The sequence below is a fragment of the Streptomyces sp. ME19-01-6 genome, from assembly GCF_033793745.1.
In the GTDB taxonomy this organism is placed as follows: Bacteria; Actinomycetota; Actinomycetes; order Streptomycetales; family Streptomycetaceae; genus Streptomyces.
In genome coordinates, this window is the sequence record NZ_JARAXF010000001.1 from 606,130 (window position 1) to 629,996 (window position 23,867).

The window sequence follows — 23,867 nt, forward strand, 5'->3', positions numbered from 1 at the left end:
TCTCTTCGCTGGTCGATCAGGGCGATGCCGTGGTCGCCGTATCGGGCCCCTGGGCCCCGGTGCCGGGGGCGGCGGCGGAAGCTGCCGGGGATGGGGATGACGTCGCTGCCGCGGGTGCTCATGCAGCCGAGGCCGATTCGGGAGACCGCTGGGCCGTCGGGTCCAAGGGTGGGGGGTATCGCCCCTCCGTCACGTGGCCAGGGCCGCGCGGAGGAACTGGAGGATCTCCGCCTGGGCGGCCTCGGCCTGTGGTTCCACGCCGGGCATGGCGAGGAACGCGTGCTTCGCGCCCGGGTATTCGGAAAGCCGCACGGGCGTCCCTGCCTCGCGTAGCCGCTCGGCGTAGCGGCGGCCGTGGTCGGCGACCGCGTCCTGGGTGGGCACCACCACGAGTGCCGGGGCGAGCCCGCTCAGGTCGTCCACGTACAGCGGCGAGAGGGCGCCGGCGTCGGTTCCCGGCGGGACGGCGAGCCGCTGGAAGAGGCGCAGTTGCGGCAGGGCCCGGGCCGGGCTGTATGCGTACTCGGCGATCGAGGCGTAGTCGAACATCGTCTCGGTCACGTCGACTGCGGGGTTGACCAGCACCTGCGCCGTGAGCTCCAGGCCGGCCTCCCGGGCCCGGATGGCCGTCAGAGCGCTGATCAGCGCGCCGCAGCTCTCGCCGAAGACGGCCGTGCGCGCCGGGTCGACGCCCCACTGCGCGGCGTGCCGGACCGCGTGGTCGAGCACGCCCCAGCCGTCGTCGGCGGCGTTCGCGAGCGGGCTGTCCGGAGTGAGGAGGCGGTGCTCGACCGAGACGACGAGCGCGGGCAGTCGGACGGCGAGGTGGCTGTTGGTCCAGTCGCACTGCACCGCCGTGCCCACGAAGCTGCCTCCGTGGACATGGACCACGAGTGGAAGGTCGGTCCGGGCTGCGGCCTCGCCGTCTGCCGCCGGGGCCGGCCGGTACACCCGGACCGGCAGGTCGCGGCCGGGCAGCGCGATCTCCTGCCAATCGATCGCGGCGCCGGGGTCCGGCTCTCCGAGGATCGCACGCGCCGCGCCGGAGGCCCGGAAGCGGTTCTCCGCGTCGCGGTAGGCCATCAGTTCCTCGGTCGTGATCACCGAGAAGTCCGGCTCCGGCGGCCGCGTCACGGCAGCGGCTTCGCTCATCTCTCCTTCTCCCCCCCGGCCGGATGCCGGGCGTGTCATTGCGGTCGGACAGTGCGTTGCCCTCATTATGCACGCGGTGCGTGCATCAGCAAGTGCATGGGTTAGGCTGAGTCCGGACGAGAGGGGCGAGATGACTGGCCGAAGGCGATGGTCGACCGAGGAGATCCTGGACACGGCGGCGGAACTGCTACGCACGAGCGACGCCGAGTCGTTCAGCGTGCGCAAACTCGCCGCAGCGCTCGGGACCGACTCCTCCAGCCTCTACCGGCACTTCCGCAACAAGACCGAACTGCTGCGCGCGGTCGCCGACCGAGTCCTGCTGGCCGCCATGGACGGCTACCGCCCCGAGGGCGACTGGAAGCAGCGCGTCACCGCCCTGGCCCTGCGGCTACGCGAGGCCTTCGGTGAGCAATCCCAGCTCGCCGCGGTGTGGGGACGCTATGCATCCGGCGGCACCGGATCCCGATTGGTCATGGAGGAGCTGCTGCAGGCCCTGCGCGCGTCCGGCCTGCCCGACGAGGAGGTCCCGGTGCGATACCACCGCATCGTGATCCTCCTCGCCGCGCTGATCGCCGCCGAGGCGGGGATCGGCGCCATCGCCCCCAAGGAGTACGAACAGGGCATGGAGCTGTTCCGTGTCGCAGTGCTCGGCGCCGACCCCGAACGCTTCCCCACACTGGCCCACTTCGCCCGCGATGTCCGCCCCCTCGGAGCAGACCGCCGCGCTGCGTTCGAGGAGATCCTCGCCGCCCAACTCGCCCACATCGAGGCCCAGGTCCCCTGACGTGGCGGGTCGCCGGCGCGAAGCGATCCGTCGTCGGACTCCGGTCGGCGCACGGGGCATCCGAAGCTACGGCCCGCCGCTACCCGCCCTCACTCATGCCCGTCACGTCGTCGCTGTGCTTGGGAGCTGCTGCCGGGTGAAGGTACTTGGGGCCGTTTTGTGTGCATGAATGAGTGTCGACGACCGCGCGACGAGCCTTGGAAGGGAGCTGTGCCACTCGGTCGTGAAGTTCGGGGACCAGGAGTACGGTGGCGCAAAGGCGTTGACATCACTACAAGCGCTTACTAGCTTCGTTCTCGGTAGCTACCCTCTGCTGGCGCGGACTGACCACCCGCTCGGCAGCAGAGTCAAACACGTCAGAGAACACGTCAGAGCCGCACCTTTGGCGATCTCCACCGGCCCTAGCGACCAGCGTGCTTGCCGCTCTTCAGCAAGCGCTTGCCTCCCCTCCCGCGTGGAGATCTTCTCGCAACGAGAGGACTCCCCCCATGTCAGAACACCGCACCATCCTCCGCCGGCGCCAGTTGACCGCCCTCGCCGCGGGCGTCGTGGCCGCGCTCACCCTCGGCACCGTCTCGGCCGTCTCCGCCCACGGCGCGCCGTCCGGCGACACCGCCGTCACGGCCGAGACCTCGCCGATCGGCTTCGGCGCGGGCACCACCGGCGGCGGAAACGCCTCCGCCACCACCGTCACCACCCTGGCCGCCTTCAAGAGCGCCGTCGCGAGCGACAGCGCGAAGGTCGTCAAGGTGTCCGGCCTCATCTCGCTCTCCGGGCAGGTGGACGTCGGATCCAACACCACCGTGCTGGGCGTGGGCTCCTCGTCCGGGTTCACCGGTGGTGGGCTGCGGCTGAAGGAGAAGACCAACATCGTCATCCGCAACCTGAACATCAGCAAGCCGGTCGCCCCCGCCGACGGGATCACCGTGCAGAAGTCCACCAAGGTGTGGATCGACCACAACACCTTCTCGGCCGACCGCGACCACGACAAGGACTACTACGACGGCCTGTTGGACATCACCCACGCGTCCGACAACGTCACGGTGTCCTGGAACAAGTTCGCCAATCACTTCAAGGGCAGCCTCGTCGGACACAGCGACAACAACGCCAGTGAGGACACCGGTCACCTGAAGGTGACGTACCACCACAACTGGTTCACGAACGTCTACTCGCGGATTCCGAGCCTGCGGTTCGGCACCGGCCACTTCTACGACAACTACGTGCAGGGCGCGGACACGGCCGTGCATTCGCGGATGGGCGCGCAGATGCTGGTGGAGAACAACGTGTTCCGCGACACGAAGATCGCGATCACGACCAACCGCAGCAGCGACGTGGACGGATACGCGGTGGCGCGGGGCAACGACTTGGGTGGCGCGGCCACCGAGATCTCCCAGACCGGCAGCTTCACCAAGCCGCCGTACTCGTACACCGCCGAGCCCGCGTCGTCGGTCGTCTCGACGGTGACGGGGCAGGCCGGGGCGGGCAAGATCTGAGCACCACCCCGTGAGCACCACCTGAGCACCCCCCACACCCGCACCGCCCCGCCGGAGCCGGCTCCGGCGGGGCGGTGCTCCCTGTCATCCTCGGGCATCACCCTCCTACGTCGAGACTTGGAATCCAGCGCGGCGACAAAAAACCCAGTGATAGCGTAGTCGTGTGACTACGGAACGTGTATGCGTGAAGCGGCAGTTCGGGTATCGTGCCCGGCTGGCGCTGACGCCTGCGCAGGTCCAGCTCATGGATGGTCAGGCGCACGCGGCCCGCGCGTTGTGGAATCTGCTGCATGACTGGTGGACGATGCTGCCCAGAGACAAGCGGTCTCTCGCGGCGGCGGACGCGGCGATCCGGCAGGCACGCAAGGAGATCGACTGGCTCGCCCATCTGCCCGCTCAGGCGGCCCAGGCTGTGCTCAAGACGTACTTCCGGGCATGGAGGAACTGCTGGGAAGGCCGCGCGGGTGCCCCCGGGTTCAAGGCCCGCTTCCGCACGGTGATGTCCGTGGACATCCCCAGGGCCGGGACCTGTGCATCACCCGGGTGCACCGCCGCTGGGGCATGGTCAACATCCCCAGGATCGGCCGGGTCCGGTTCCGCTGGACCAAAGACCTGCCCGTGGGAAAGCGCGCAGGCGCCGAGAACCGGATCACCGGGGCCCGGCTGGTCAAGGACGCGCTCGGCTGGCACATAGCCTTCCGCGTCCAGACCCTCGAACCCGAACCCGAGCCGCACACCGGCCCCGAAGTCGGCATTGACGTGGGCGTCACCGTGCCGCTCGCTCTCTCCGACGGCACGGCACACGACCACCACGCATGGCTGACCGGGAAGGAACAGGCCAAGCTGGTCCGGCTGGAGCAGCGGGCCGCGCACCGCAAGAGCCTCCGCAAACGGGGAGAGCGCACCTCTCGCCGCCTGCAGAGCACCTATGACCAGATCGCGGGGATCCGCGCGAGAGCCAAGCGCAGACGCCTGGACTGGCAGCACAAGGCCACCACCGCCATCGCCGCGAAGTACAGCGTGGTCGTGGTGGAAGACCTGAACATCACGAACATGGTCAAGAGCGCCAAGGGCACCGTGGACAGCCCGGGGAAGAACGTCGCCCAGAAGTCCGGCCTCAACCGCGCCATCAGCGGCGAGGCATGGGGGCGCACGGTCGAACTACTGAGGTACAAGACCGCCCGCCAGGGCGCCGCTCTGCACAAGGTTCCCGCCCCCGGCACCTCCCGGCGCTGCTCGATGTGCGGGGTCACCACCCCGGGCAGCCGGGAGTCCCAGGCCGTGTTCGTGTGCAAGAACCCCGACTGCGGCTGGGTGGGCAACGCCGACCACAACGGAGCCCGGAACATCTTGCACCTGTACGGATGGGCCTCGCGCTCGTCCCGGCTGCCGGGAGGGCAGCCGTCAGGCGCGCACGCCGCGTCAAGCCCGCCACCGCAAGGTAGAAGGGAATCTCCCGGATTCATCGGGGAGAACACTCCAAAACGTCCACACCAACGCTGGAACGCGCCGTATGCACCTTGGTAGGGGTTCCCCCGCCCCCAGTAAGCTACGGCCCCATGCGTGATCTTGCGGCCGGGTTCGGCTATCTGATGAAGGGGCAGCGCTGGGTCGCCCGGCACGGACGGTGGTGGTGGTTCGGGATGATCCCCGCCCTCATCACCCTCGTCGGGTACGCGGCGGCGCTCGTCGCGCTGTTCTTCTGGACCGACGACGTCATCGACTGGGCCACCCCCTTCGCCGACGGCTGGCCCTCGCCGTGGCTCGACGTCTTCCGGGGCGCACTCGCCGTCCTCTTCGCCGGCGTGTGCCTCTTCCTCGCCATCCTCACCTTCACCGCGGTCACGCTGCTGGTCGGCCAGCCCTTCTACGAATCCCTCTCCGAACAGGTCGACATCTCCGAGTGCGGCACCGCGCCCGAGTCCGGGCTGTCGGTGTGGCGCGAGCTGTGGATCGGTCTGCGCGAGGCCATCGCGCTGGTGATACGCGTCGCGCTGTGGGGTGTGCTGTTCTTCGCTCTGGGTTTCGTGCCGGTGATCGGCCAGACCGTGATCCCGGTGCTCGCCTTCTGCGTGACGGGCTTCTTCCTCACCGAAGAGCTCACGTCGATTGCCTTGCTGCGGCGCGGGGTGCTGGTGAAGGAGCGGCGCCGGCTGCTGCGGGGCCGCCGGATGTTCACCCTCGGTTTCGGCGTCCCGCTGGCACTGGCCTTCCTGCTGCCGCTGGTGGCGGTGTTCCTGATGCCGGGTGCGGTGGCGGGGGCGACGCTGTTCGTACGGGATCTGATGGGGGAGGAGGCGCGGGCGGACGACGATGAGGACGGGGATGACGACCGTTCGCAGCCGGGTTACCCTGCGGCGCCTTATTCCGGGGCCCAGCCGTAGCGGCTACGGGCTGAAGCGAATTATCACATTCGCCCAGCCATCCGGACTCGTGTACCGCCATTCGCCGACTTCATCAGCCGACAGCATCGCCTCGGAGTACAGGGCTGCGACGAGGAGTTTCCAGGGCTCGTCTCTCTCGGCGGTTTCCTCGTGGGCCAGGTCCCGTAGCGATTTGGAGGCCGCTTTGAAGATGGCGGTGCGGATATCGAAATACCGTGTGCGGTCGGCTTTTCCTGTGGTGACGCCGGATGTGCTGATGAACGTCCATACGGCGTGCCAGGGGCCATCTGCCATGGGGCTCACTCCGGCGAAGTGCTCTGCGTGATGACTTTGCGGTGAGTATGAGACGACGACACGCCGACGCCACGGCGTGTCGTCGTCTCATACTCACCGCAAATGGCGATCTTGGCCGGTCCCGGCCATGCCTCGTTGGCGCTGGGCGTGAAGCTTGGCGATGGCGCGTAGCTGCCGCCGCTCGTACTGCGTAGCGGGGCGCACCGAGGCACAGTGCGATCGCCATGTGAGGCCGGTGGGGCGGGTGAGGCAGACCATCGGGCCGTCGAAGTCGGCGATGGTCGCGGGCATGTCGTAGTGCCGGTCGTAGACCACCATGCCGACCGTGAGCCGGGGCAGGGTGGTGGTCCAGTCCGCGCGGTTCACTTCGACCCCCGCGCCAGATGCTGAGCGATCTGTTCGCCCAGGGCCACCGACTGCTGCAGCAGTTCCTCCAGGGTCGGCCGGTCGTCGCCGCCCTGCTGCCCCTGCTGCTCGTCGGCCTGTCCTGGCGGATTTGTGGTTTCGCCAGCCATCGATCGCTCCTCTCCGTAGTGTTTCCACTACTGGGAGCACCCAGCGTGGTCTACAGGTCGGGTGTCTTCAACATTCCAGGCACGGAGGACACATTGGTAAACCTGAAGGAGTTGAACCCGGACGCCTCACCCCAAGCGGCCTACGGCGCGCGTTTACGCAGCAAGCGGGAAGCGCGCGACTGGACTCAGGACCAGTTGGGTGAGCGGATGGGCTACTCGGGGAGGCATGTTTCGGCGGTCGAAACAGGCTGCAAACCGCCAACGCGCCGGTTCTCGCGGTGCGCGGACACGGCCCTCGGGCTCACCGGGACCTCAGACTCGTTTGAACGCGCGTGGGGGGAGCTCCGGAACGGCAGTCTGCTGGAGGGGTTCCCGGAGTACGTCGGGTACGAGGCCCAGGCGGTAGAGATCCGGGTGTTTGAGGTTGGGATCATTCCCGGCTTGCTTCAGACACCCGCGTACGCACGGGCGCTGGCAGATGGTGATGTACGCCGGGGCACCATCACGCCCGAACAAGCAGCTGAACGAGTCTCGGTTCTGGCGGAGCGGCAGACGGCACTCGTACGGTCCCGGCCGCCCACGATGCTTGTGGTGATGGATGAAAGTTGCATCCGACGTCCAGTCGGCGGAGCCGAGGTCATGAGCGAGCAGCTGCAACACCTCGTGGAGATCGCTGCGTTGCCGAACTCCCATCTTCAGGTTGCTCCGTACGACATAGGCGAGCGACGACCGTTCAACTTGCCCGTCTACCTGCTGACGATGTCGGATCGGTCCATGATGGCTTACGCGGAGTCACAAGCCCGAGGATACCTGGACCGCGAATCCACTCACGTTCTGGCCACGTTGTCGGCCTACCATCAGTTGCAGGCCGAAGCCCTGTCACAGACAGAATCCGTGGCCATGATCGAGCAGGTACGAAAGGGCACCCCGTGACGACCGAATCCCCCCGCTGGTTCAAGTCCTCCTACAGCTCGAACGGCGGCGCCTGCGTCGAGGTCGCCGCCAACCTCGTCGCCTCGCGCGGCATAGTCCCCGTCCGTGACAGCAAGGAGCCGCACGGCCCGGCGCTCACCTTCGAGTCGTCCGCCTGGTCGTCGTTCGTCGCCGCCGTCAAGGGCGGGGAGTTCCCCGCCGCCTGACCACGAGGCAACGCGAACTCCCTCCTGCCCCGCGCTGCGAAGCCGTCGCGCGGGACAGGAGGGAGATGGGCGGTGCTCAGCGCGTAGAGAACGACTGCACCGTCGTCGACCGTACGGCGGCCTACCCCTCGTCTCCTTCGGTGAGCTGATCGAGCAGGGCGGCCAGCCACTCGACGTCTTGACGGCGTACGAAGGGGGTGCCGGGCGGCGCGAGCGAGGCGTACACGGTCCGGAGCGCGGAGATGTCCTCCGGGGTGAGGGGAGCACCGAGCGAGCGCAGCCCGTCCACGGCCTCCCTGACCCCGTGCAGATGGCGGAGGTCGGTGTGGCCCGCGCGGACACCAAGTGCGTGCCGGTACGCGGCCGCCGCCCTGCCGATCTCGCCGCACCGCTCCAGCAGCCGGGCCAGATCCGTCAGGACTTGCGCGGGCAGGTGGAGGGAGGTGGCCGCTTCGAGTAGCAGGGCCCGTCCCTCCTCGGGTCGGAGAGCGGACAGCAGCCGAAGGAGTTCTGTGAGATGCGCCGTCCCCCGGGTGCCGGGATGGTCCAGGCACGCGCGCACCAGGGTCAGCGCGAGCCGACTGGCCTCGCTCTCGACCCCCGCACCGGTGAGGAGCCGGGCGATGTCCTGTCCCCTGCCCGCCGATATCGGTCGCCGGGACAGCGAGATGAGCGTGTCGACCGCCGCCGCGTGGAACTCTCCGCCAAGCAGGTACTGGACCGCGCGCAGCGCAGTTGAGACATCAGTATCGGGGTGGTTGGCGATGGTCAATAGCACCTCCGGCCCGCGTGCGTCGCCGACATCAAGGAGGTACTTGGCGATCTCCACCGCTTCGGGCAAGGGAGTGGGATGGGCCAGCCGGGCCTCCACAGCGCTCCGTACCTCGTCGACATAACCCTCGCCATACAGCGTGTGGGCGACTTCGGCCCAGTTGGGTCCGTACAGCGGGGGTGGGGTGCCGTCCTTGCCGGGAGGGCGGCACAGTGCGGCGAGGGCCGGGCCCGGCTCGCCGAGGCGCGCCAACACCGTGTACGGGGTGGCGGCGTCCAACTCGTCGGAGGGGAGAGAAGCCCCGAGGATCCGCCGTGCGACAGCTGCGGCCGCCTCATCCCGTCCGGCGCACAAGTACGCCTCGGCAGCGGCGCACAGAGCCCGGACGATGTCCTCGAGGTGGTACTCCCGCTCGTCCCTCCACAAGGGGCGGTTACTGGGCGGGGGATCCTCGACCATGGCGAAGAGCGCGTGGGTCATGGAGTCCGCTGTGCCATACGCACCCGCCTGGATCAGGAGCCGCATATCGTGCTCATCGGGCAGTCGGCCACCGTCGGGGGACAGGTCCAGCAGGCGCAGCAGCGAAACCGTGTCGCCCAGCGCGACAGCGCAGTTGCCGAGGAGGAAACGCCCCAGTTCGTCGTCGGCCGGCAGTGACACATCGGTGAGCACGCGTCGCACGGGCCCGTGGATCCGACTGCCCAGGGCCAGCAAGTAGTACGCCGCGACGATCCGTCCTTCACTGACCGCACCGCTCCGGAGTCTCGCAAAGTTCGATGACGTATAAGTCGTCTGCTCGGTTTCCCGCGACGTCAGAAGTCGCTCGGCTTTTGCCAGTGCGGCATCGAAACCGAAGATGCGCCCGAGCGCGACGACGGCACCTGAGCGCGCGACGATGCTGAGCCGATCGTTGTCGGCCATGGTCACCAGGCCCTGGTATGCCGCGTCACGCGTGGGCTGGACGGCGATCAGACCGCAGAACTCCTCTGCGTGCCAGGTGGAGCCGGCCCTCTCCAGCAGCCGGTTCAGGACCGAGGTGGTGAGGGCATCGGACACCTGTACCCCTTCCGCCAGCAGCCGCCCGGCCAGTGCCGCGTGGTCGTCCGGAACGCTGCTGTGCCCGCCCAAGATGATGACGACCCGCTGGTGCTGGCCAAAGAGGTCGTAGTCGTCACTGCTCCACAGCAGCCACTGCACCAGCCCTTCTGCCTCGGACACCCCCGCCCGCCCCGCCCAGCACGCGATCGCCAGCACCCCGAAGTCGCGCCGCTCCCCGCGCAGTGCCTGCCGCACCAATTCATCCCGCAGCGGCTCCGCCCCCGGCCAGTCGGCGGGCAGCCGACTCGCCGTGTCATGTGCGGCGAGGTACTCCGCGAAGCTGCGGTGAGCCCAGTGCAGCTCGCCGGAGCCCCGCTGGTACAGCAACAACCCGGTGCCGCTCAGCAGCCCGGTCACCACCTCGCGCCAGCCGTGCAGGAAGTCCGTCGCCTCGGGGGCGTGCTCCGCGATCCACCGCAGTGCCTCTTCCAGCAGCGGCGCGTCAGCCGTCAGCGTGTTGTGGGCGAGCGCCGTGAGGAGCCGAACACGCGCGCCGTACAGCCACTCCGCGAGCCGCCGTGAGCCGCCCGCCTGAGCCACGGCCCGCAGCAGCCCCGCCCGCCGGTCCTCCTCCCCAGGACGACCGCTGAGCAGATAGCCGACGCATTCCTGGTACAGGCCGGGCCGCCCGGTCGGGAGCCCGGCCTCCGGGGCGCGGCGGAAGATGGACAGGGTGATGGCCGCGACCAGGGGCGTACGGACCAACTGCCGCAGCCCGCTGCGCTCGACCTCCAGCAGGAAAGCCTCGGCCCGCTCGCCGTACCCGTCCAGCCAGCGGTGGGCCAGTTCGCGGAGCTGGGAATCGTCGAAGGGGGCGAGGGCGTACGAGGCGAGGCCCGCATCCCGCAAGGGGGCCAGCTCGTGCGCGGGCAGGAAGCGAGTGGTGACAACCCAGCGGTACGGCCCCGACGCGTTGGCCGCCACGATAGAGATCACGCGCCGCCGCGCCGCCGTGTCCACGATCTCGTCCAGGCCGTCGACCAAGAGGAGCCAGCCACCGTCGCCGACCGACTCGAAGAGGTCGCGGGGGAGTTCGGTCCCCAGGTGGCCTCCCAGCCGCCGCTGCACCGAGTCGCGAAGCAGGGCGGGCAGCGGGGCGCCGTGGGTCAGGTCGACGGCAGGGATGCGTACGGCGTGCTCCTGCGCCCCGGGCGCCTCCGCGCCCTGCCGCGCCACCCGTTGCGTGAACGTCGACTTGCCCGCTCCCGCCTCGCCCTCGATCAGCACATGCCGGTGCAGGTCCAGGATGTCCTCGGCGGGGACGGGCTCGGGGGCCGCCGCTTCGGTGTGTTCCACCACCCGCTGGTGGACATAGACCCGTTCCAGACTGGGAGCGTCGGCATCGAGGAAGCGGTAGGGCTGGACGTCGGAGTCCGTGCGCTCGGCGCTCAGCAGGGCCCGTATGGCCTCCTCCCGTTGCCCCGCGCGCCCGGCGGGCACGCGGACCTCCCGCAGCCCCTCCCGCCGGGTGGGAAAGCCCGTGAACAGCGCGAGTTGGGCCGACTCCGCCTCGCTCAGCGCCTCGTGCCAGCGGTCCACGCGTGAGGCCGTGAGCCGTCCCAGGCCCTCCGACGCATGATGTTCGACGACGACGCCGATGAGATGCCCCTCGCTCCACACCGCCGCGCCCGACATGGCCTCCCAGGGGGACACCTCGGGGTCGGGGTCAGGGGCGGGGGCGTCGACCCGGATGGACAGGGTCTTCTGGCGGGTGTTGGACCAGGGGGAGACGGTGCCCTGCTGATGGTGGGCGTCCCGGAATCGCGAGCCCGACGCGGGCGCGTCCTCGCGGAGTTTGAAGCGTGGGAAACCCATCATCGAGCAGCGGAGTTCGCCGTCGGCGGCCACCAGCCTGCCGAAGGTGACCGGTGGGACGGGAGGCAGGTCCGGGGTGTCCATGAGGGACACCACCGCCACGTCGATGTCCGGGGCCGCGAACACGACAACGCCGTCCGCGCTCCACCCCCCGGGCTGGTCGGCCCTGAAGCGGAGGCGGACGGCGGTGGCCTCACGCACCACATGCGCGGCGGTCAGCACCGTACGACCGGTGACCAGATACCCCGATCCCCGCTCACCCGGCCGCCCGCCACCGCGCTCGACGATGACCTCCGCGACCCGGTCAGGGTCCAGACCCGCCATGCGATCTCCCTCCCGCCCCGCACTCTAAGGCCATCGCGCGGGGTGGGAGGGAGAGAAAGACGTGCTCAGCGCGTCGAGAACGAGTGCACCGTCGTCGACCGGTACGTCTGCCCCGGTCGCAGCACCGTGGAGGGGAAGCTGGGCTGGTTGGGCGAGTCGGGGAAGTGCTGGGTCTCCAGGCAGAAGCCGTCGCCCTGCCGGTAGACCTGCCCCGACGTGCCCGCCAGCGTGCCGTCCAGGAAGTTGCCGGAGTAGAACTGCACACCAGGCTCGGTGGTGGCGATCCGCATCACTCGTCCGGACTCCGGCTCGCTGACCGTCACGATGTGCTCGGGACGGCTCGTGATGCCCTTGTCGAGGACGAAGTTGTGGTCGAACCCCTGTCCGTACAGCACCTGCTGGTGTGCTTCCCGGATGTCCCGGCCGACCGCCTTCGACCGGCGGAAGTCGAAGGGCGTGCCGGCGACCTTCGCCAGTTCGCCGGTCGGGATGAGGGTCTTGTTGACCGGGGTGTAGCGGGAGGCGGCGATCTGGAGCCGGTGGTCGTAGATGGAGCCGGTGCCCTCGCCTCCCAGGTTGTAGTAGGTGTGGTTGGTGAGGTTGACGACCGTGGGCTTGTCGGTCGTGGCCTCGTAGTCGATGTGCCAGTCGCCCGTCGACGTGAGGGTGTAGTCGACGCGCACCGTCAGCTTCCCGGGGTAGCCCATCTCGCCGTCGGGGCTGACGCGGCGCAGGGTCAGGCCGACGTTGCCGCCGTCCTCGAAGGGCTCGATGGACCAGATCCGCTTGTCGAAGCCCTTGTCCCCGCCGTGCAGGCTGTTGGGGCCGTCGTTGACGGGGAGCTGGTAGGCGTGGCCGTCGAGGGTGAACTTGCCGTTCGCGATGCGGTTGCCGTAGCGGCCGATCAGGGCGCCGAAGTACGGGCTGCCGGCCACGTACGAGTCCAGGTCGGCGAAGCCGAGCGAGACGTTGGCAACTCGGCCGTGGCGGTCGGGGACCTCCAGGGACTGAACGATGCCGCCGTAGGTCAGTACGGAGAGCCGGGTACGGCCGTTCTCGATCGTCCAGCGGTCGACCTTGGTGCCGTCCGCCAGCGTTCCGAAGTGTTCCTTCACCGCGCGTCCGCCGCCCTTTCCTGCGTTTCCTGCGTGTGCGGCGGCGCCCTGCCGGTCGCCCGCGTGTGCGGTGCCCGTGGCCGCCAGCCCGGCGGCCGCGGCTGCGGCCGCCGTGATGACCGTGCGCCTGTTCGTGCTCATACTCATATGCGGCTCCATCGAAGCTTCATCAGAATGAGAACTGAGTAGACATGGGGAAGGCTTATGAACCGACCCTGCGCTTGTTCCAGATGTCGAAGCCCACCGCGGCGAGCAGCACCAGGCCCTTGATGACCTGCTGGTACTCGGTCCCGATGCCCACCAGCGACATGCCGTTGTTGAGCACACCGAGCACCAGACCACCGATGATCGCGCCCAGCACGGTGCCGACGCCGCCACTCGCCGACGCGCCACCGATGAAGGCCGCGGCGATGGCCTCGAGCTCGAAGTTGAGACCCGCGCTCGGGGTGGCGGAGCCCAGCCGGGCGGTGAAGACCAGGCCGGCGAGGGCGGCCAGCAGGCCCATGTTGACGAACACCATGAAGGTGACGCGCTTGTCCCGGACACCCGACAGCTTGGCCGCCGGCTGGTTGCCGCCCAGGGCGTACACATGGCGTCCGACGACGGTGTTGCGCATCACGAAGCTGAAGATCACCAGCAGGCCCGCCAGGATCAGCAGCCCCACCGGTGCGCCGTGCCAGCTGGACAGGGTCATGGCGAAGGCCATCACCGCGGCCACGATCGCGGCGCACTTGACGTAGAACAGGCCGAGCGGCATGACGTCCAGCTCATACGCCGCACGCTGCTGCCGGCTGCGCCACTCCTGCCAGACGGCCGCCGCGCACACCGCGAGGCCGATGACCATGGTGGGGTTGTGGTACTGCGTGTACGGGCCCATCTCCGGGATGAAGCCGATGCTGATCTCCCGGAAGCCCTCCGGGAAGGGCGACAGGGACTGCCCGTCCAGCAGGATCTGGGTGCCGCCGCGGAAGACCAGCATGCCGGCCAGGGTGACGATGAAGGACGGGATCCCGACGTACGCGATCCAGAAGCCCTGCCACGCCCCGGCCACCGCGCCGACCAGCAGACAGAGGACGACCGCGAGTGGCCAGGGCACGTCGTGGTTGACCATCAGCACGCCCGCCAGGGCGCCGACGAACGCGACCAGTGATCCGACCGACAGATCGATGTGCCCCGCGATGATCACGATCATCATGCCGATCGCGAGGATCAGGATGTAGCCGTTCTGCTGCACCAGGTTGGTGACGTTGAGCGGCCGCAGCAGGATGTCGTCGGACCATATCTGGAAGATGACGATGATCAGCGCGAGCGCCACCAGCATCCCGTACTGGCGCACATTGGCCCGCAGGCTCTGCACCAGCAGCGTCCCGATGCCCGGGGAGCCGTCGGCCGGTGGTGGGGCCGGGTTCTTGATGTCCTGGGTCGCCGTGCTCATCCTTCGTCTCCTCTGTCCCTGGTCATGTGGCGCATCAGTACCTCCTGAGTCGCCTCGGCCCGCGGAACCTCCCCGGTCAGCCGCCCAGCCGCCATCGTGTAAATCCGGTCGCACATTCCCAGCAGTTCGCCCAGCTCCGAGGAGATGAAGACGACGGCCTTGCCCTGTGCCGCCAGGTCGTTGATGACCGTGTAGATCTCGTACTTGGCCCCGACGTCGATGCCACGGGTGGGCTCGTCGAGGATGAGCACCTCGGGACCCACATGGATCCACTTGCTCAGGACGACCTTCTGCTGATTGCCGCCGCTGAGCTTGCCCACGTGCTCGAAGACCGTGGGGGCCTTGATGTTCATCGTCTTGCGGAACCGCTCGGCCACCCGCGACTCCTCGTGCTCGTTGACCACGCCGCGGCGCGCCACCTTGGCCAGCGAGGAGAGCGAGATGTTCCGGCTGATGGTGTCCTCGAGGTTGAGCCCGTAGTGCTTGCGGTCCTCGGTGACGTAGGCGATGCCGTGCTCGATCGCCTCGGGGACGGTGCGGGTACGGACCTCCTTGCCGTCGCGGTAGACCCGGCCGCCGGTGTACCGGCCGTAGGCGCGCCCGAAGACGCTCATCGCCAGTTCCGTGCGGCCCGCGCCCATGAGGCCGGCGATGCCCACGATCTCGCCGCGCCGCACGTTCAGCGACACCCCGTCCACGACGTTGCGCTGCTGGTCGATGGGGTGGCGTACGGTCCAGTCCTCGATGGCCATGGCCACCTCGGAGGCGTCGTCACCCTCGTACGGGGTGCGCTCGGGGAAGCGGTGGTCGAGGTCCCGGCCGACCATCCCGCGGATGATGCGCTCCTCGGAGACCTGCGGCTCCGACTCCGGCGTCTCGCGGACGACGATGGTCTCGATGGTCTGGCCGTCGCGCAGGATGGTGACGGAGTCGGCGACCCTGCGGATCTCGTTCAGCTTGTGCGAGATGATGATGCAGGAGATGCCCTGGGCCTTGAACTCCATCAGCAGGTCCAGGAGTTTGCCGCTGTCCTCGTCGTTGAGCGCCGCGGTCGGCTCGTCCAGGATCAGCAGCTTCACCTCCTTGGAGAGCGCCTTGGCGATCTCCACGAGCTGCTGCTTGCCCACCCCGATGTCGGCGACCCGCGTCTGCGGGGACTCGGTCAGCCCGACCCGCTTGAGCAGCGCCTTGGCGTGCTTGAGGGTCTCGTTCCAGCTGATCAGGCCGCCCTTGGCGTGTTCGTTGCCCAGGAAGATGTTCTCGGCGATGGACAGGTACGGGATCAGGGCCAGTTCCTGGTGGATGATGACGATGCCGCGCTGTTCGCTGGCCTTGATGTCCTTGAACGCGCACACCTCCCCCTGGAAATGGATCTCCCCTTCGTAGCTGCCATGCGCGTAGACCCCGCTGAGCACCTTCATCAGGGTCGACTTCCCGGCGCCGTTCTCCCCGCAGATGGCGTGGATCTCGCCCTCGCGGATGCGGAGGTTGACGTCGGACAGCGCCTTGACACCGGGGAAGGTCTTGGTGATGGAGCGCATTTCGAGAATGTGGTTCATGGTCCCGGCCTCCATCCCTACTTCAGCTGGCCGGCGGTGTAGTAGCCCTCTTTCACGAGGAGCTGGGTGTTGGACTTGTCGATGCTGACCGGGTTGAGCAGATAGGCCGGCACGACCTTCTTGCCGTTGTTGTACGACTTGGTGTCGTTGACCTGGGGCTTGCCGCCGTTCAGCTTCGCGGTGGCCATCTGGACGGTGGCCTTGGCGAGCTTGCGGGTGTCCTTGTAGACGGTCTGCGTCTGCTCGCCCCGGATGATGGACTTCACGGAGGGGAGCTCGGCGTCCTGCCCGGACACGACCGGGTAGGGCTTGTCCTTCGTGCCGTAGCCGACGCCCCGCAGCGCGGACAGGATGCCCATGGACATGCCGTCGTACGGCGAGAGCACGGCGTCCACGTTGGCGTTGCTGTACGCCTTGTTGAGCAGGTTCTCCATGCGGTCCTGGGCGTCTTTGCCGCTCCACTTCGCCGTGTACAGCTGGTTGAGCTTGGTCTGGCCGCTGCGGACGATCAGCCGCTTGTCGTCCAGGTACGGCTTGAGCACGCTCATCGCGCCGTTGAAGAAGTACCGGGTGTTGTTGTCGTCCGACGACCCGGCGAACAGCTCGATGTTGAACGGGCCCTTCTTGTTCCCCTTGTCCTTGGGCAGCCCGAGCTTGTTCACGAGGTACGAGGCCTGGAGCACGCCGACCTTGAAGTTGTCGAAGGTCGCGTAGTAGTCGACGTACTTCGAACCCAGGATCAGCCGGTCATAGGAGATCACCGGTATGTTCGCGTCATGGGCGCTCTGGAGCACATCGGTCAGCGCGGTTCCGTCGATCGGCGCGATCACCAGCAGCTTGTACTGCTTGGTGACCATGTTCTCCAGCTGCGCCACCTGGGTGCGGACGTCGTCCTCGCCGTACTGGAGGTCCGTCTTGTAGCCCGCAGCCTGGAACTGCTTGACCATGTTCTTGCCGTCGGCGATCCACCGCGCGGAGGACTTGACCGGCATCGCGATGCCGATCGTGTTGCTGTTGCCGCCCTTGTAGCGGCTGCCGCCGACGGCCTCCTGGCCGCAGGCGGTGGCGGTGAGCGAGAGCGTGAGCAGGGCGGCGAGGGCCGCCAAGGCTCGCACCGCTCTTGCCTTGCGCATGATCATCGGGTCTTCCTTCCCTTGTGCGTCCGTGGCTCAGGATTCTTGGGGCGCGGGCTGTGCCTGGCCCGCGGCGAAGCGCCGCAGCGGGCCGGGCAGCCGGGAGCCCAGCGGGGACATCCCGCCGTCCGCGCCCAGCCGGGCGAGCAGGTCGAGCACGAGTCGGCCGCGGCGTACCCGCTCACGGGCGCTGTTCAGCGCGAGATCGCGCAGCTGGGCGCCGTAGGGGTAGATGCCGGGGGACTTGCTGAGCCCGAACTTCAGGTAGATGGGGGAGCCGCGACGGATCAGCTCCGCGGCATCATATATCCGGACATAGCCGCCGAGGTCGTCAGGGGCCTCGACGTAGAAGTCCATCGGGGCGCGGGAGGCCCGGCGGATCTCGGTGAGGTGCTCCAGCGTGAGATCCGAGGGGATGTTGATGGAGTCGGCACCGAGCTGCTCGTACACCGCGAACGAGGCCGGGTTGACCGGGCCGATCAGCGCGGACAGCTTGAAGGTGGTGTCGGCCGGCAGCTCGCCGCGCTCGCGCAGCTGGTGCAGCAGCCACAGCACGCCCTCGTCCGCGACCAGCAGACACTTGACGCCCAGCGAGGCGGCGCGCAGGGCGTCCTCGACGCAGCCGGCGACCGCGTCATGGCCGCGGGCGCGCAGGCCGCCGCCGCCGGAGTCGGTGCGGGTGGCGGCGCCGATGTCCCAGGTGCCGCGCGGGCCGGTGAACAGGCACAGCTCGGCGTTGCGCTCCGCGCAGGACTCCACCATCTCGGTGATCTCGGAGTCGGTGAGCATCCAGACGCCGCTGCCCTGGCTGATCCGGTGGATCGGCACATCGAGGCGGCCGGCCTCCTTGAACACGGTGGCCAGCGCCTCGGGCCCCTCCACGGAGGGGATCTCGGTGCGCCAGGTGCCACCGTCGGGGAAGGAGTGCGGAGAGGTGTCGGCGGGGTCGGCGGCGGGTGCGGAGTGGCCGAGCGACGCGAGGGCCGCGTCGGCGGGGCGGCGGGGGCCGGAGGTGGTGGCTGAGGCGGCGGTCACGGTGCTCCCTGTGGAGTGATGGCCGGTGTTTCGGCGTCCGGCTGCGGTGCTGCCCGGCACGTCGTCGTCCGGGGCTGGGTGGTGCGGGGGGTTGTCTGGTGTCGTCTGACGCATGAGATTTGTTCGTCTGTATCGAGATGCGGCTACCGCCGCGTGGTCGAACGACATTCGGGTGATTGGGTGCACGTCGGTACGGGCCGCGTCAGGGCGGCCCGTACCGACGCGCGGCTACGGGAGGCCCTGCGGGTGCAGCAGAACCTTGCCGACCTTCGGATCGCCGCTGCCGACCAGATCGATCGCGGCGCCGAATGCGGTGAGCGGCAGCTCGTGAGAGACCAGCGGCAGCAGGGACAGCAGCCCGGCGTCGAAGACCCGCACGGCGTGCGCCCACGCGGCGGGCGCGGCCCCGAAGACCGTCTGCACCTCGATCTGGCGCACCACCAGGTCGGTGGGGTCCAGGCCGTCCGCGCCCGCCGCCGGGATGCCGGTGAGTACGAGCCGCCCGCCGCGCCGCAGCAGCGCGGCGGAGTCCCGGGCCGCCGAGGCGGAGCCCGCGGTCTCGATAACCATGTCGTACGTGCCGGCCTCGCCCTCGGGCAGCGCGCCCCGGGTGTGGAAGGTCGTCGCGCCGAAGGACAGCGACAGCTCCTCCCGGTCCCGGCGGGTGCCGACCACCAGCAACTCGGCGGGGGAGGCCGCGGCCAGGAACTGGACCGCGATCATGCCGAGGGTGCCGGTGCCGACCACCGCGACCCGCTCGCCCGGCTGGGCGTTCGCCTTGAGGGCGGCGGCCGCGACACAGGCGGCGGGCTCCAGCAGCGCGGCGGCGGAGAGGTCGGCGTCGTCGGCGAGCGGGTGCAGCAGACGGGCGGGGAGGGTGAGGGTGGTGGCCATCGCGCCCGGCTGGGTGAAGCCGGTCTCCTCGTACCCCGCGGTGCACAGCGTGGTCTCCCCGGCGTGGCAGCGATCGCACACCTGGCAGTTGCGGAACCCCTCGCCGACCACCTTCCGGCCCACCAGCGCCGCCGGCACCCCGGCCCCGACGGCCTCCACCGTGCCCGACCACTCGTGGCCGGGGGTGACCGGGTAGCGGACGTACCCCTCGGGCCGGTTCCCCTGGTAGATCTCGCGGTCGCTGCCGCAGATCCCGGAGGCGTGCACCCGCACCCGCGCGTCCCCGGGACCGGGCTCGGCCACGGCGCGGGTCTCCAGCCGGTGGCTGCCCGGCCCGTCGAGTACGAGGGCGTCTTCTGTGCCGCTCACATCTGCTCCGTTCCTGCCCCGCCCGGGGCGGGCGCCGGGGTCGCCGCGTTCACTTGCCGCCGCTCCGCGAGGGGTCCCGCTTCTCCCAGCCCTCGGCCCACAGGTCGAAGCGGGCCTGCTGCTGCGGGAACTCGGCGGCCGCGTCGGTGTCCAGCTCGACACCGAGGCCGGGGGCGTGGGAGAGCTCGAAGTAGCCGTCCACCACCTGCGGCGCCCCCTTGATCACCTTCTTGATCTCCGAGTCGGCGAAGTCGTTGAAGTGCTCGAGGATCTTGAAGTTGGGCGAGGTGAAGCCGACCTGGAGGGAGGCGGCGGTGAGCACGGACCCGCCGACGTTGTGCGGCGCGACGAGCATGTAGTGGGTCTCGGCGGTGGCGGCCAGTTTGCGGGTCTCCCAGATGCCGCCGATGTGGCCGACGTCCGGCTGGAGGATGTCCACCGCCTGGCTCTCGAAGAGCTCGCGGAACTCGATGCGGTCGTGGATCCGCTCACCGGTGGCGACCGGGATGTCCACCTTGGCCGCGACCTTCTCCAGCGCCTTCAGGTTCTCCGGCGGCACCGGCTCCTCCAGCCAGGCCGGCTTGAAGGGGGCCAGCTCGTTCGCCAGGCGGACGGCGGTGGCGGGGGAGAAGCGGCCGTGCATCTCCAGCATCAGCTCGGCGTCCGGGCCGATCGCGTCCCGCACGGCCTCGATGAGCGAGACCGCGTACAAGGTCTCCTTGTGGTCGAGCTCGAAGTGCCCGGTGCCGAACGGGTCGATCTTCAGGGCCTTGTAACCGCGCTCCATGACACCCTGGGCGGCCTTGTGGTAGGCCTCCGGCGTCCGCTCGGTCGTGTACCACCCGTTGGCGTACGCCTTGACCTTGTCGGTCACCTTCCCGCCGAGCAGCTGCCAGACGGGCACGCCGAGGGCCTTGCCCTTGATGTCCCAGCAGGCCATCTCGATGCAGGCGATCCCTGACATCACGATCTCACCCGCACGGCCGTAGTCGCCGTACTTCATCCGCCGTACGAGGTCCTCGACGGCAAAGGGGTCCGATCCGGCGATGTGGTTGGCCTCGGCCTCACGGAGGTAGCCGAGCAGCGCGTCGGTGTGGCCGAGCATGCGGGTCTCTCCGACGCCGGTGATGCCCTCGTCGGTGTGGACCTGCACGTAGGTCAGGTTGCGCCAGGGGGTGCCGACGACATGCGTGCTGATTCCGGTGATGCGCAAGGCTTTCTGCCCTTTCGCGAGTGGTGCGGTGTGTGATGTTCGATATTTCGTCACACGTTCGAAATCCTGGCGTGACGGTAGTCACCGGGCGTAAGGGGTGTCAATGGTCCGCGTCGAATGGTTGTCGAATGATTTTCACGTTTGCTGCGGGGTCCGGGCGGGGTGTCGGCGGGTTTGTTGTCGAACGGATATCGGAGTGGGCCCCTCGGGCTCTCGCGCTCCGTAAGGCGCGCTTGATCGCCTCCGGAGCCGTGGGGCCACGACGGCCGCCGCCCCGGGCCCCGGACGGCCGCCGCCCCGACCCAGGCCGAACCCAGAGCCGCCTCAAGACCTCGGCGGGGCGAAAGGTGACCGTGAGATTTCTGTTATCGGTCCCGGCCCCGGCCCGTCTCCCCTTTGTGCGCAGCCTCACTCACAAGACAGCAGCATCCGCCGGAGCCCTCGCGGTGGTCGCCCTCATGCTCGGTGCCCCCACCGCGAGCGCCGCCGGGCCGCGGGACGTGACCGCCGACGTGCTGGCGGGCCGGAACGTGACACTCGCCGGCGACACGGTGGTGACCGTGCCGTCCCGGACGGTCACGTACAGCGGTGTGTTCAGCGGCACCGGCACGCTCACCGTGCGCGGCACCGGCACACTGATCCTCACCAAGGACAGCGACTTCACCCTGCCGGAGTCCCGGCAGCGGCAGGTGGTGAAGACACAGGGCGGCAACCACCCGTACGTCACCGTCACCAACCCGGACCCGCCGGCCGTGACCGTGGCGAAAGGCGCCACCCTTCAGTACGGCAACGGCGGCACCACCGGACTGATCGGCCACTTTCCGTACAGCACCCCGGCGTTCCGGCTGAACCAGGACAACATCCGGGTGGACGGCACCCTGCGGCTGTCCCTGAAGAGCGCCTACAACCTGGGGACCATCAGCGGCTCCGGGCTGGTCGCCCAGCCGAGGTTCCTCTGGGGCACCTGGGACCTGCCGGGCGCGCACCCCTTCTCCGGGGTGATCGACAACGGCACGCAGGTGAACGCCGGCCGGCCGGAGTACGCGACGTCGCTGCGGTTCGTCCGCAAGGTCCTCAACCAGGGCACCTGGACCGTGGACACCCCGCTGGGACAGACCGTCACCATGGGCATGGACTTCTACCAGCGCGAGTACGGCAGCGACATCAACGTCCAGTCCCGGCCGGGGAGCAAGGTCATCCTGGCCGGCCAGTACAGCTGGTCGAACCAGGGCGGCGATACCAACCCCTCGCTCAGTGACCCCGCCCTGAACTGGACGCCCGCGCGGAAGAACGTCAACAAGCGCGGCACCAACATCAAGGGCGCCGACGTCCAGTGGGGGGACGGCACCACGAACAAGATCTTCATGCCGGGCACCGCCGCGACCGTCTACATCAACCTGCTGGCGGCCCGCACCCGTTCGCTGCTCACGTTCGACTACAACGGCCCGGTGACACTGGGCGCCCCCATCGGCGGCGGTCGCTTCCACGACACGCTCTCCGCGCCCGGCGCCGGTGACATCGTCATCAAGGGGACGAAGGGCAACGACGTCACCTTCGCCGCCGTCCAGTACTACAACGGCTCGACGACCGTCGAGGAGGGCGCCGTGCTGCGGCTGGGCAGCGGCAAGCGGGGCGGCGACGGCGGGCTCTACACCGAGGGCGGCCTCTACAAGGTCGTCAACAACGGCTCTCTCGTGCTGAACAACGTGGGCAAGTCCCTGGCCCTGTCCCGGATCAGCGGAAGCGGGTCGCTCACCCAGGCGGGTGCCGCGACGACGACGCTGGCAGGCGGCGCGGTGACGTACACGGGGACGACGACGGTCAAGAAGGGCACGCTGGCGCTGCGTTCCGGGGCGACTCTCGCCCGCAGCAAGGCGATCCGCCTCACCTCGGCAGGGGCGAAGCTGGACGTGGGCGCGGCGGGCTTGCGGGTGGCGACCTCGTTGTCCGGCAGGGGCACGGTGAAGGGCTCGGTGACCAATGAGGGCGAGGTCGCGGGCGGCCTCGCCGTAACCGGTGACTACACGCAGACCGTGAAGGGGCGATTCGCCCTGCGTGCCCGGCCGTTGGAGGTGTCGGGCAAGGCCGGGCTCGCCGGAGAGCTCGACGTTTCGGGGGTCACTGGTATCGGCGCCAAGCCACCGCGGAAGATCACCGTCCTTGACCACAAGGGCGGTGCCGGGACCACGGGCGCGTTCACCGGTCTTCGCGAGGGGGCCAAGCTGAAGCTCGCCGGCACCACGTACCGGATCAGCTACCGGGGCGGGGACGGCAACGACGTGGTGCTGACCGCCGCCACCGCCGCCCCTGCGTCCGCGAGCGCCCACGTCGACGCGGCCTCCTCGGGTACGGCGGCGGACACCACGAAGAACGCGAGCGCCTCCAGTGGCAGCGGACTCAACTGGTGGCCGTACGCGCTGGCCGTCGGGCTGCTGAGCGGCTTGGCGGTGCCGCTGGCGCGGCGCGGGCGCAGGCCCGGTGGGCGCCGGGGTGGACGGCACGCCGCGCACGGGTGACTCCCTGGTCCGCGCCGACCGGCCGGGTGGTGGACGGGGGTTGTCACCGGGCGTAGTGGTCGCGGACCAGGGGCTGCCGCCGGCTCTCGGGTGTGTCAGCCGCCGGTGGGTGCGTTCCAGTCGACGAGCTGGACGATGACGCCGTTTGGGTCTCGGACCTGGAAGGCGCGCTCGCCCCACTCCTCCTCGGTCAGCGGCATGGTGATGGTGACGCCCTCGGCGCGCAGGCGGGCCAACTCGCCTTCGAGGTCGTCGACGACGAGGGCGAGGATCAGTCCGGCGGCGTGCTCGTCGCGCTGGTCGGCGGGCAGGGTCTCCAACCCGCGTCGCAGGTAGACGACGTTCATGTTGAGGTCGTCACGCGTCAGGGACGCGAAGCCGTCGGCGGCCATTTGCTCGTGGAAGCCGAAGTGCTCGACGAGGAAGGCGCTGGAGGCGGGGACGTCGTCGACGTTGAGGGACACGGCACAAGAGGTGACCTTCACGGGCGGCTCTCCTTGCAAGATCGCACTGACCATTTCTCTGTACAACATACACTATACTGCGTATAGAGATTTCTGAGTGCGGCGCTGCCCGGGTCCGAGCTGGTACACCAGAGTCATGACCGCCGATGACCCCACCACGCTGCCCGGCCTCGGTGAGGAGCCCGCCGCCCCGCGGCGCCGTGTCACATGCCGCATGTGTGGGCGCCCGCTGAGGGGGCGTGAGGCGCGCTTGTGGGGGCTGGGGGATGAGTGCCGGGCGAAGCTGGCGGTGCGGAGTGCGCCGAGGCCGCCCGCGCATGACGTCGAGCAGGAGACGTTGCCGGGTACCTGAGTTGCGGGGGAC

20 protein-coding genes and 1 pseudogene are annotated in these 23,867 nt (G+C 69.1%); 8 read left to right on the forward strand and 13 right to left on the reverse strand.

The window, feature by feature from the left end:
- Positions 1 to 189: 189 nt before the first annotated feature.
- Complete coding sequence (locus tag PV419_RS02835) at positions 190 to 1,152, reverse strand: alpha/beta hydrolase (protein WP_319686007.1); 963 nt, start codon at positions 1,150 to 1,152, stop codon at positions 190 to 192.
- A 130-nt stretch (positions 1,153 to 1,282) separates the two neighbouring features.
- On the opposite strand from PV419_RS02835, the gene PV419_RS02840 reads away from it, so the two are divergent.
- From PV419_RS02840 to PV419_RS02855, 4 genes and pseudogenes are all read left to right on the forward strand, one after another.
- On the forward strand, positions 1,283 to 1,936 hold the full coding sequence (locus PV419_RS02840; RefSeq protein ID WP_319686008.1) for a helix-turn-helix domain-containing protein: 654 nt from the start codon (positions 1,283 to 1,285) through the stop codon (positions 1,934 to 1,936).
- 488 nt (positions 1,937 to 2,424) lie between these two features.
- On the forward strand, positions 2,425 to 3,429 hold the full coding sequence (locus PV419_RS02845) for a pectate lyase (protein WP_319686009.1): 1,005 nt from the start codon (positions 2,425 to 2,427) through the stop codon (positions 3,427 to 3,429).
- A gap of 244 nt (positions 3,430 to 3,673) precedes the next feature.
- Positions 3,674 to 4,874: pseudogene (locus tag PV419_RS02850) on the forward strand (RNA-guided endonuclease InsQ/TnpB family protein).
- Positions 4,875 to 4,988: 114 nt separating this feature from the next.
- Positions 4,989 to 5,813 carry an EI24 domain-containing protein gene (locus PV419_RS02855; RefSeq protein ID WP_319686010.1) on the forward strand — a complete coding sequence of 275 codons (825 nt, stop codon included), beginning with the start codon at positions 4,989 to 4,991 and terminating at the stop codon, positions 5,811 to 5,813.
- A 3-nt stretch (positions 5,814 to 5,816) separates the two neighbouring features.
- On the opposite strand, the gene PV419_RS02860 is transcribed toward PV419_RS02855, so the two are convergent.
- The 3 genes from PV419_RS02860 to PV419_RS02870 form a co-directional block, all read right to left on the reverse strand.
- The gene (locus PV419_RS02860; protein WP_319686011.1) at positions 5,817 to 6,107 is read right to left on the reverse strand and encodes a hypothetical protein; all 291 of its coding nucleotides are present in this window, start codon (positions 6,105 to 6,107) and stop codon (positions 5,817 to 5,819) included.
- 93 nt (positions 6,108 to 6,200) lie between these two features.
- The gene (locus PV419_RS02865; RefSeq protein WP_319686012.1) at positions 6,201 to 6,473 is read right to left on the reverse strand and encodes a hypothetical protein; all 273 of its coding nucleotides are present in this window, start codon (positions 6,471 to 6,473) and stop codon (positions 6,201 to 6,203) included.
- Complete coding sequence (locus tag PV419_RS02870) at positions 6,470 to 6,622, reverse strand: hypothetical protein (RefSeq protein WP_319686013.1); 153 nt, start codon at positions 6,620 to 6,622, stop codon at positions 6,470 to 6,472. Before PV419_RS02870 ends, PV419_RS02865 begins: the two co-directional genes overlap by 4 nt.
- Before the next feature lie 93 nt (positions 6,623 to 6,715).
- Here PV419_RS02870 and PV419_RS02875 point away from each other — a divergent pair, with 93 nt between their 5' ends.
- Entirely contained in the window at positions 6,716 to 7,555 is an 840-nt protein-coding gene (locus PV419_RS02875; protein WP_319686203.1) for a helix-turn-helix transcriptional regulator, read from the forward strand.
- Positions 7,552 to 7,761, forward strand: coding sequence for a DUF397 domain-containing protein (locus PV419_RS02880; protein WP_319686014.1), 210 nt, complete (start codon positions 7,552 to 7,554; stop codon positions 7,759 to 7,761). The genes PV419_RS02875 and PV419_RS02880 overlap by 4 nt, the downstream gene beginning before the upstream one ends.
- Positions 7,762 to 7,882: 121 nt before the next feature.
- Here the strand turns inward: PV419_RS02880 and PV419_RS02885 are convergent, their stop codons facing one another.
- The 8 genes from PV419_RS02885 to PV419_RS02920 form a co-directional block, all read right to left on the reverse strand.
- Positions 7,883 to 11,770, reverse strand: a complete 3,888-nt coding sequence (locus tag PV419_RS02885; protein ID WP_319686015.1) for a trypsin-like peptidase domain-containing protein — start codon at positions 11,768 to 11,770, stop codon at positions 7,883 to 7,885.
- Positions 11,771 to 11,835: 65 nt separating this feature from the next.
- Positions 11,836 to 13,026 (reverse strand): aldose epimerase family protein, encoded by a 1,191-nt coding sequence (locus tag PV419_RS02890; RefSeq protein ID WP_319686016.1) that lies wholly within the window; start codon positions 13,024 to 13,026, stop codon positions 11,836 to 11,838.
- 61 nt (positions 13,027 to 13,087) lie between these two features.
- Complete coding sequence (mmsB, locus tag PV419_RS02895; RefSeq protein ID WP_319686017.1) at positions 13,088 to 14,320, reverse strand: multiple monosaccharide ABC transporter permease; 1,233 nt, start codon at positions 14,318 to 14,320, stop codon at positions 13,088 to 13,090.
- Entirely contained in the window at positions 14,317 to 15,879 is a 1,563-nt protein-coding gene (gene mmsA / locus PV419_RS02900) for a multiple monosaccharide ABC transporter ATP-binding protein (RefSeq protein ID WP_319686018.1), read from the reverse strand. Before mmsA ends, mmsB begins: the two co-directional genes overlap by 4 nt.
- Positions 15,880 to 15,896: 17 nt before the next feature.
- Positions 15,897 to 17,012 (reverse strand): multiple monosaccharide ABC transporter substrate-binding protein, encoded by a 1,116-nt coding sequence (chvE, locus tag PV419_RS02905; RefSeq protein ID WP_319686019.1) that lies wholly within the window; start codon positions 17,010 to 17,012, stop codon positions 15,897 to 15,899.
- Positions 17,013 to 17,048: 36 nt separating this feature from the next.
- Positions 17,049 to 18,047, reverse strand: a complete 999-nt coding sequence (locus tag PV419_RS02910; RefSeq protein ID WP_319686020.1) for a hypothetical protein — start codon at positions 18,045 to 18,047, stop codon at positions 17,049 to 17,051.
- 228 nt (positions 18,048 to 18,275) lie between these two features.
- Positions 18,276 to 19,310: a zinc-dependent alcohol dehydrogenase gene (locus PV419_RS02915; protein WP_319686021.1), complete on the reverse strand. Its 1,035-nt coding sequence runs from the start codon at positions 19,308 to 19,310 to the stop codon at positions 18,276 to 18,278.
- 49 nt (positions 19,311 to 19,359) lie between these two features.
- Positions 19,360 to 20,523 (reverse strand): mandelate racemase/muconate lactonizing enzyme family protein, encoded by a 1,164-nt coding sequence (locus PV419_RS02920; RefSeq protein WP_319686022.1) that lies wholly within the window; start codon positions 20,521 to 20,523, stop codon positions 19,360 to 19,362.
- A gap of 398 nt (positions 20,524 to 20,921) precedes the next feature.
- On the opposite strand from PV419_RS02920, the gene PV419_RS02925 reads away from it, so the two are divergent.
- Entirely contained in the window at positions 20,922 to 23,039 is a 2,118-nt protein-coding gene (locus PV419_RS02925) for an autotransporter-associated beta strand repeat-containing protein (protein ID WP_319686204.1), read from the forward strand.
- 95 nt (positions 23,040 to 23,134) lie between these two features.
- Here PV419_RS02925 and PV419_RS02930 read toward each other — a convergent pair whose 3' ends face one another.
- Positions 23,135 to 23,524: a VOC family protein gene (locus PV419_RS02930; RefSeq protein WP_319686023.1), complete on the reverse strand. Its 390-nt coding sequence runs from the start codon at positions 23,522 to 23,524 to the stop codon at positions 23,135 to 23,137.
- 115 nt (positions 23,525 to 23,639) lie between these two features.
- Between PV419_RS02930 and PV419_RS02935 the strand changes: the two genes are divergently transcribed.
- On the forward strand, positions 23,640 to 23,855 hold the full coding sequence (locus PV419_RS02935; protein WP_319686024.1) for a DUF6011 domain-containing protein: 216 nt from the start codon (positions 23,640 to 23,642) through the stop codon (positions 23,853 to 23,855).
- Positions 23,856 to 23,867 lie beyond the last annotated feature (12 nt).

What these genes read in the sequence shown, in the direction of transcription:
- PV419_RS02845 (WP_319686009.1), top strand. Translation starts at nt 2,425, where the DNA reads ATGTCAGAACACCGCACCATCCTCCGCCGGCGCCAGTTGACCGCCCTC.
- PV419_RS02870 (WP_319686013.1), bottom strand. Translation starts at nt 6,622, where the DNA reads ATGGCTGGCGAAACCACAAATCCGCCAGGACAGGCCGACGAGCAGCAG.
- PV419_RS02860 (WP_319686011.1), bottom strand. Translation starts at nt 6,107, where the DNA reads ATGGCAGATGGCCCCTGGCACGCCGTATGGACGTTCATCAGCACATCC.
- chvE (WP_319686019.1), bottom strand. Translation starts at nt 17,012, where the DNA reads ATGCGCAAGGCAAGAGCGGTGCGAGCCTTGGCGGCCCTCGCCGCCCTG.
- PV419_RS02885 (WP_319686015.1), bottom strand. Translation starts at nt 11,770, where the DNA reads ATGGCGGGTCTGGACCCTGACCGGGTCGCGGAGGTCATCGTCGAGCGC.
- mmsA (WP_319686018.1), bottom strand. Translation starts at nt 15,879, where the DNA reads ATGAACCACATTCTCGAAATGCGCTCCATCACCAAGACCTTCCCCGGT.
- PV419_RS02855 (WP_319686010.1), top strand. Translation starts at nt 4,989, where the DNA reads ATGCGTGATCTTGCGGCCGGGTTCGGCTATCTGATGAAGGGGCAGCGC.
- PV419_RS02840 (WP_319686008.1), top strand. Translation starts at nt 1,283, where the DNA reads ATGACTGGCCGAAGGCGATGGTCGACCGAGGAGATCCTGGACACGGCG.
- PV419_RS02935 (WP_319686024.1), top strand. Translation starts at nt 23,640, where the DNA reads ATGACCGCCGATGACCCCACCACGCTGCCCGGCCTCGGTGAGGAGCCC.
- PV419_RS02835 (WP_319686007.1), bottom strand. Translation starts at nt 1,152, where the DNA reads ATGAGCGAAGCCGCTGCCGTGACGCGGCCGCCGGAGCCGGACTTCTCG.
- mmsB (WP_319686017.1), bottom strand. Translation starts at nt 14,320, where the DNA reads ATGAGCACGGCGACCCAGGACATCAAGAACCCGGCCCCACCACCGGCC.
- PV419_RS02890 (WP_319686016.1), bottom strand. Translation starts at nt 13,026, where the DNA reads ATGAGCACGAACAGGCGCACGGTCATCACGGCGGCCGCAGCCGCGGCC.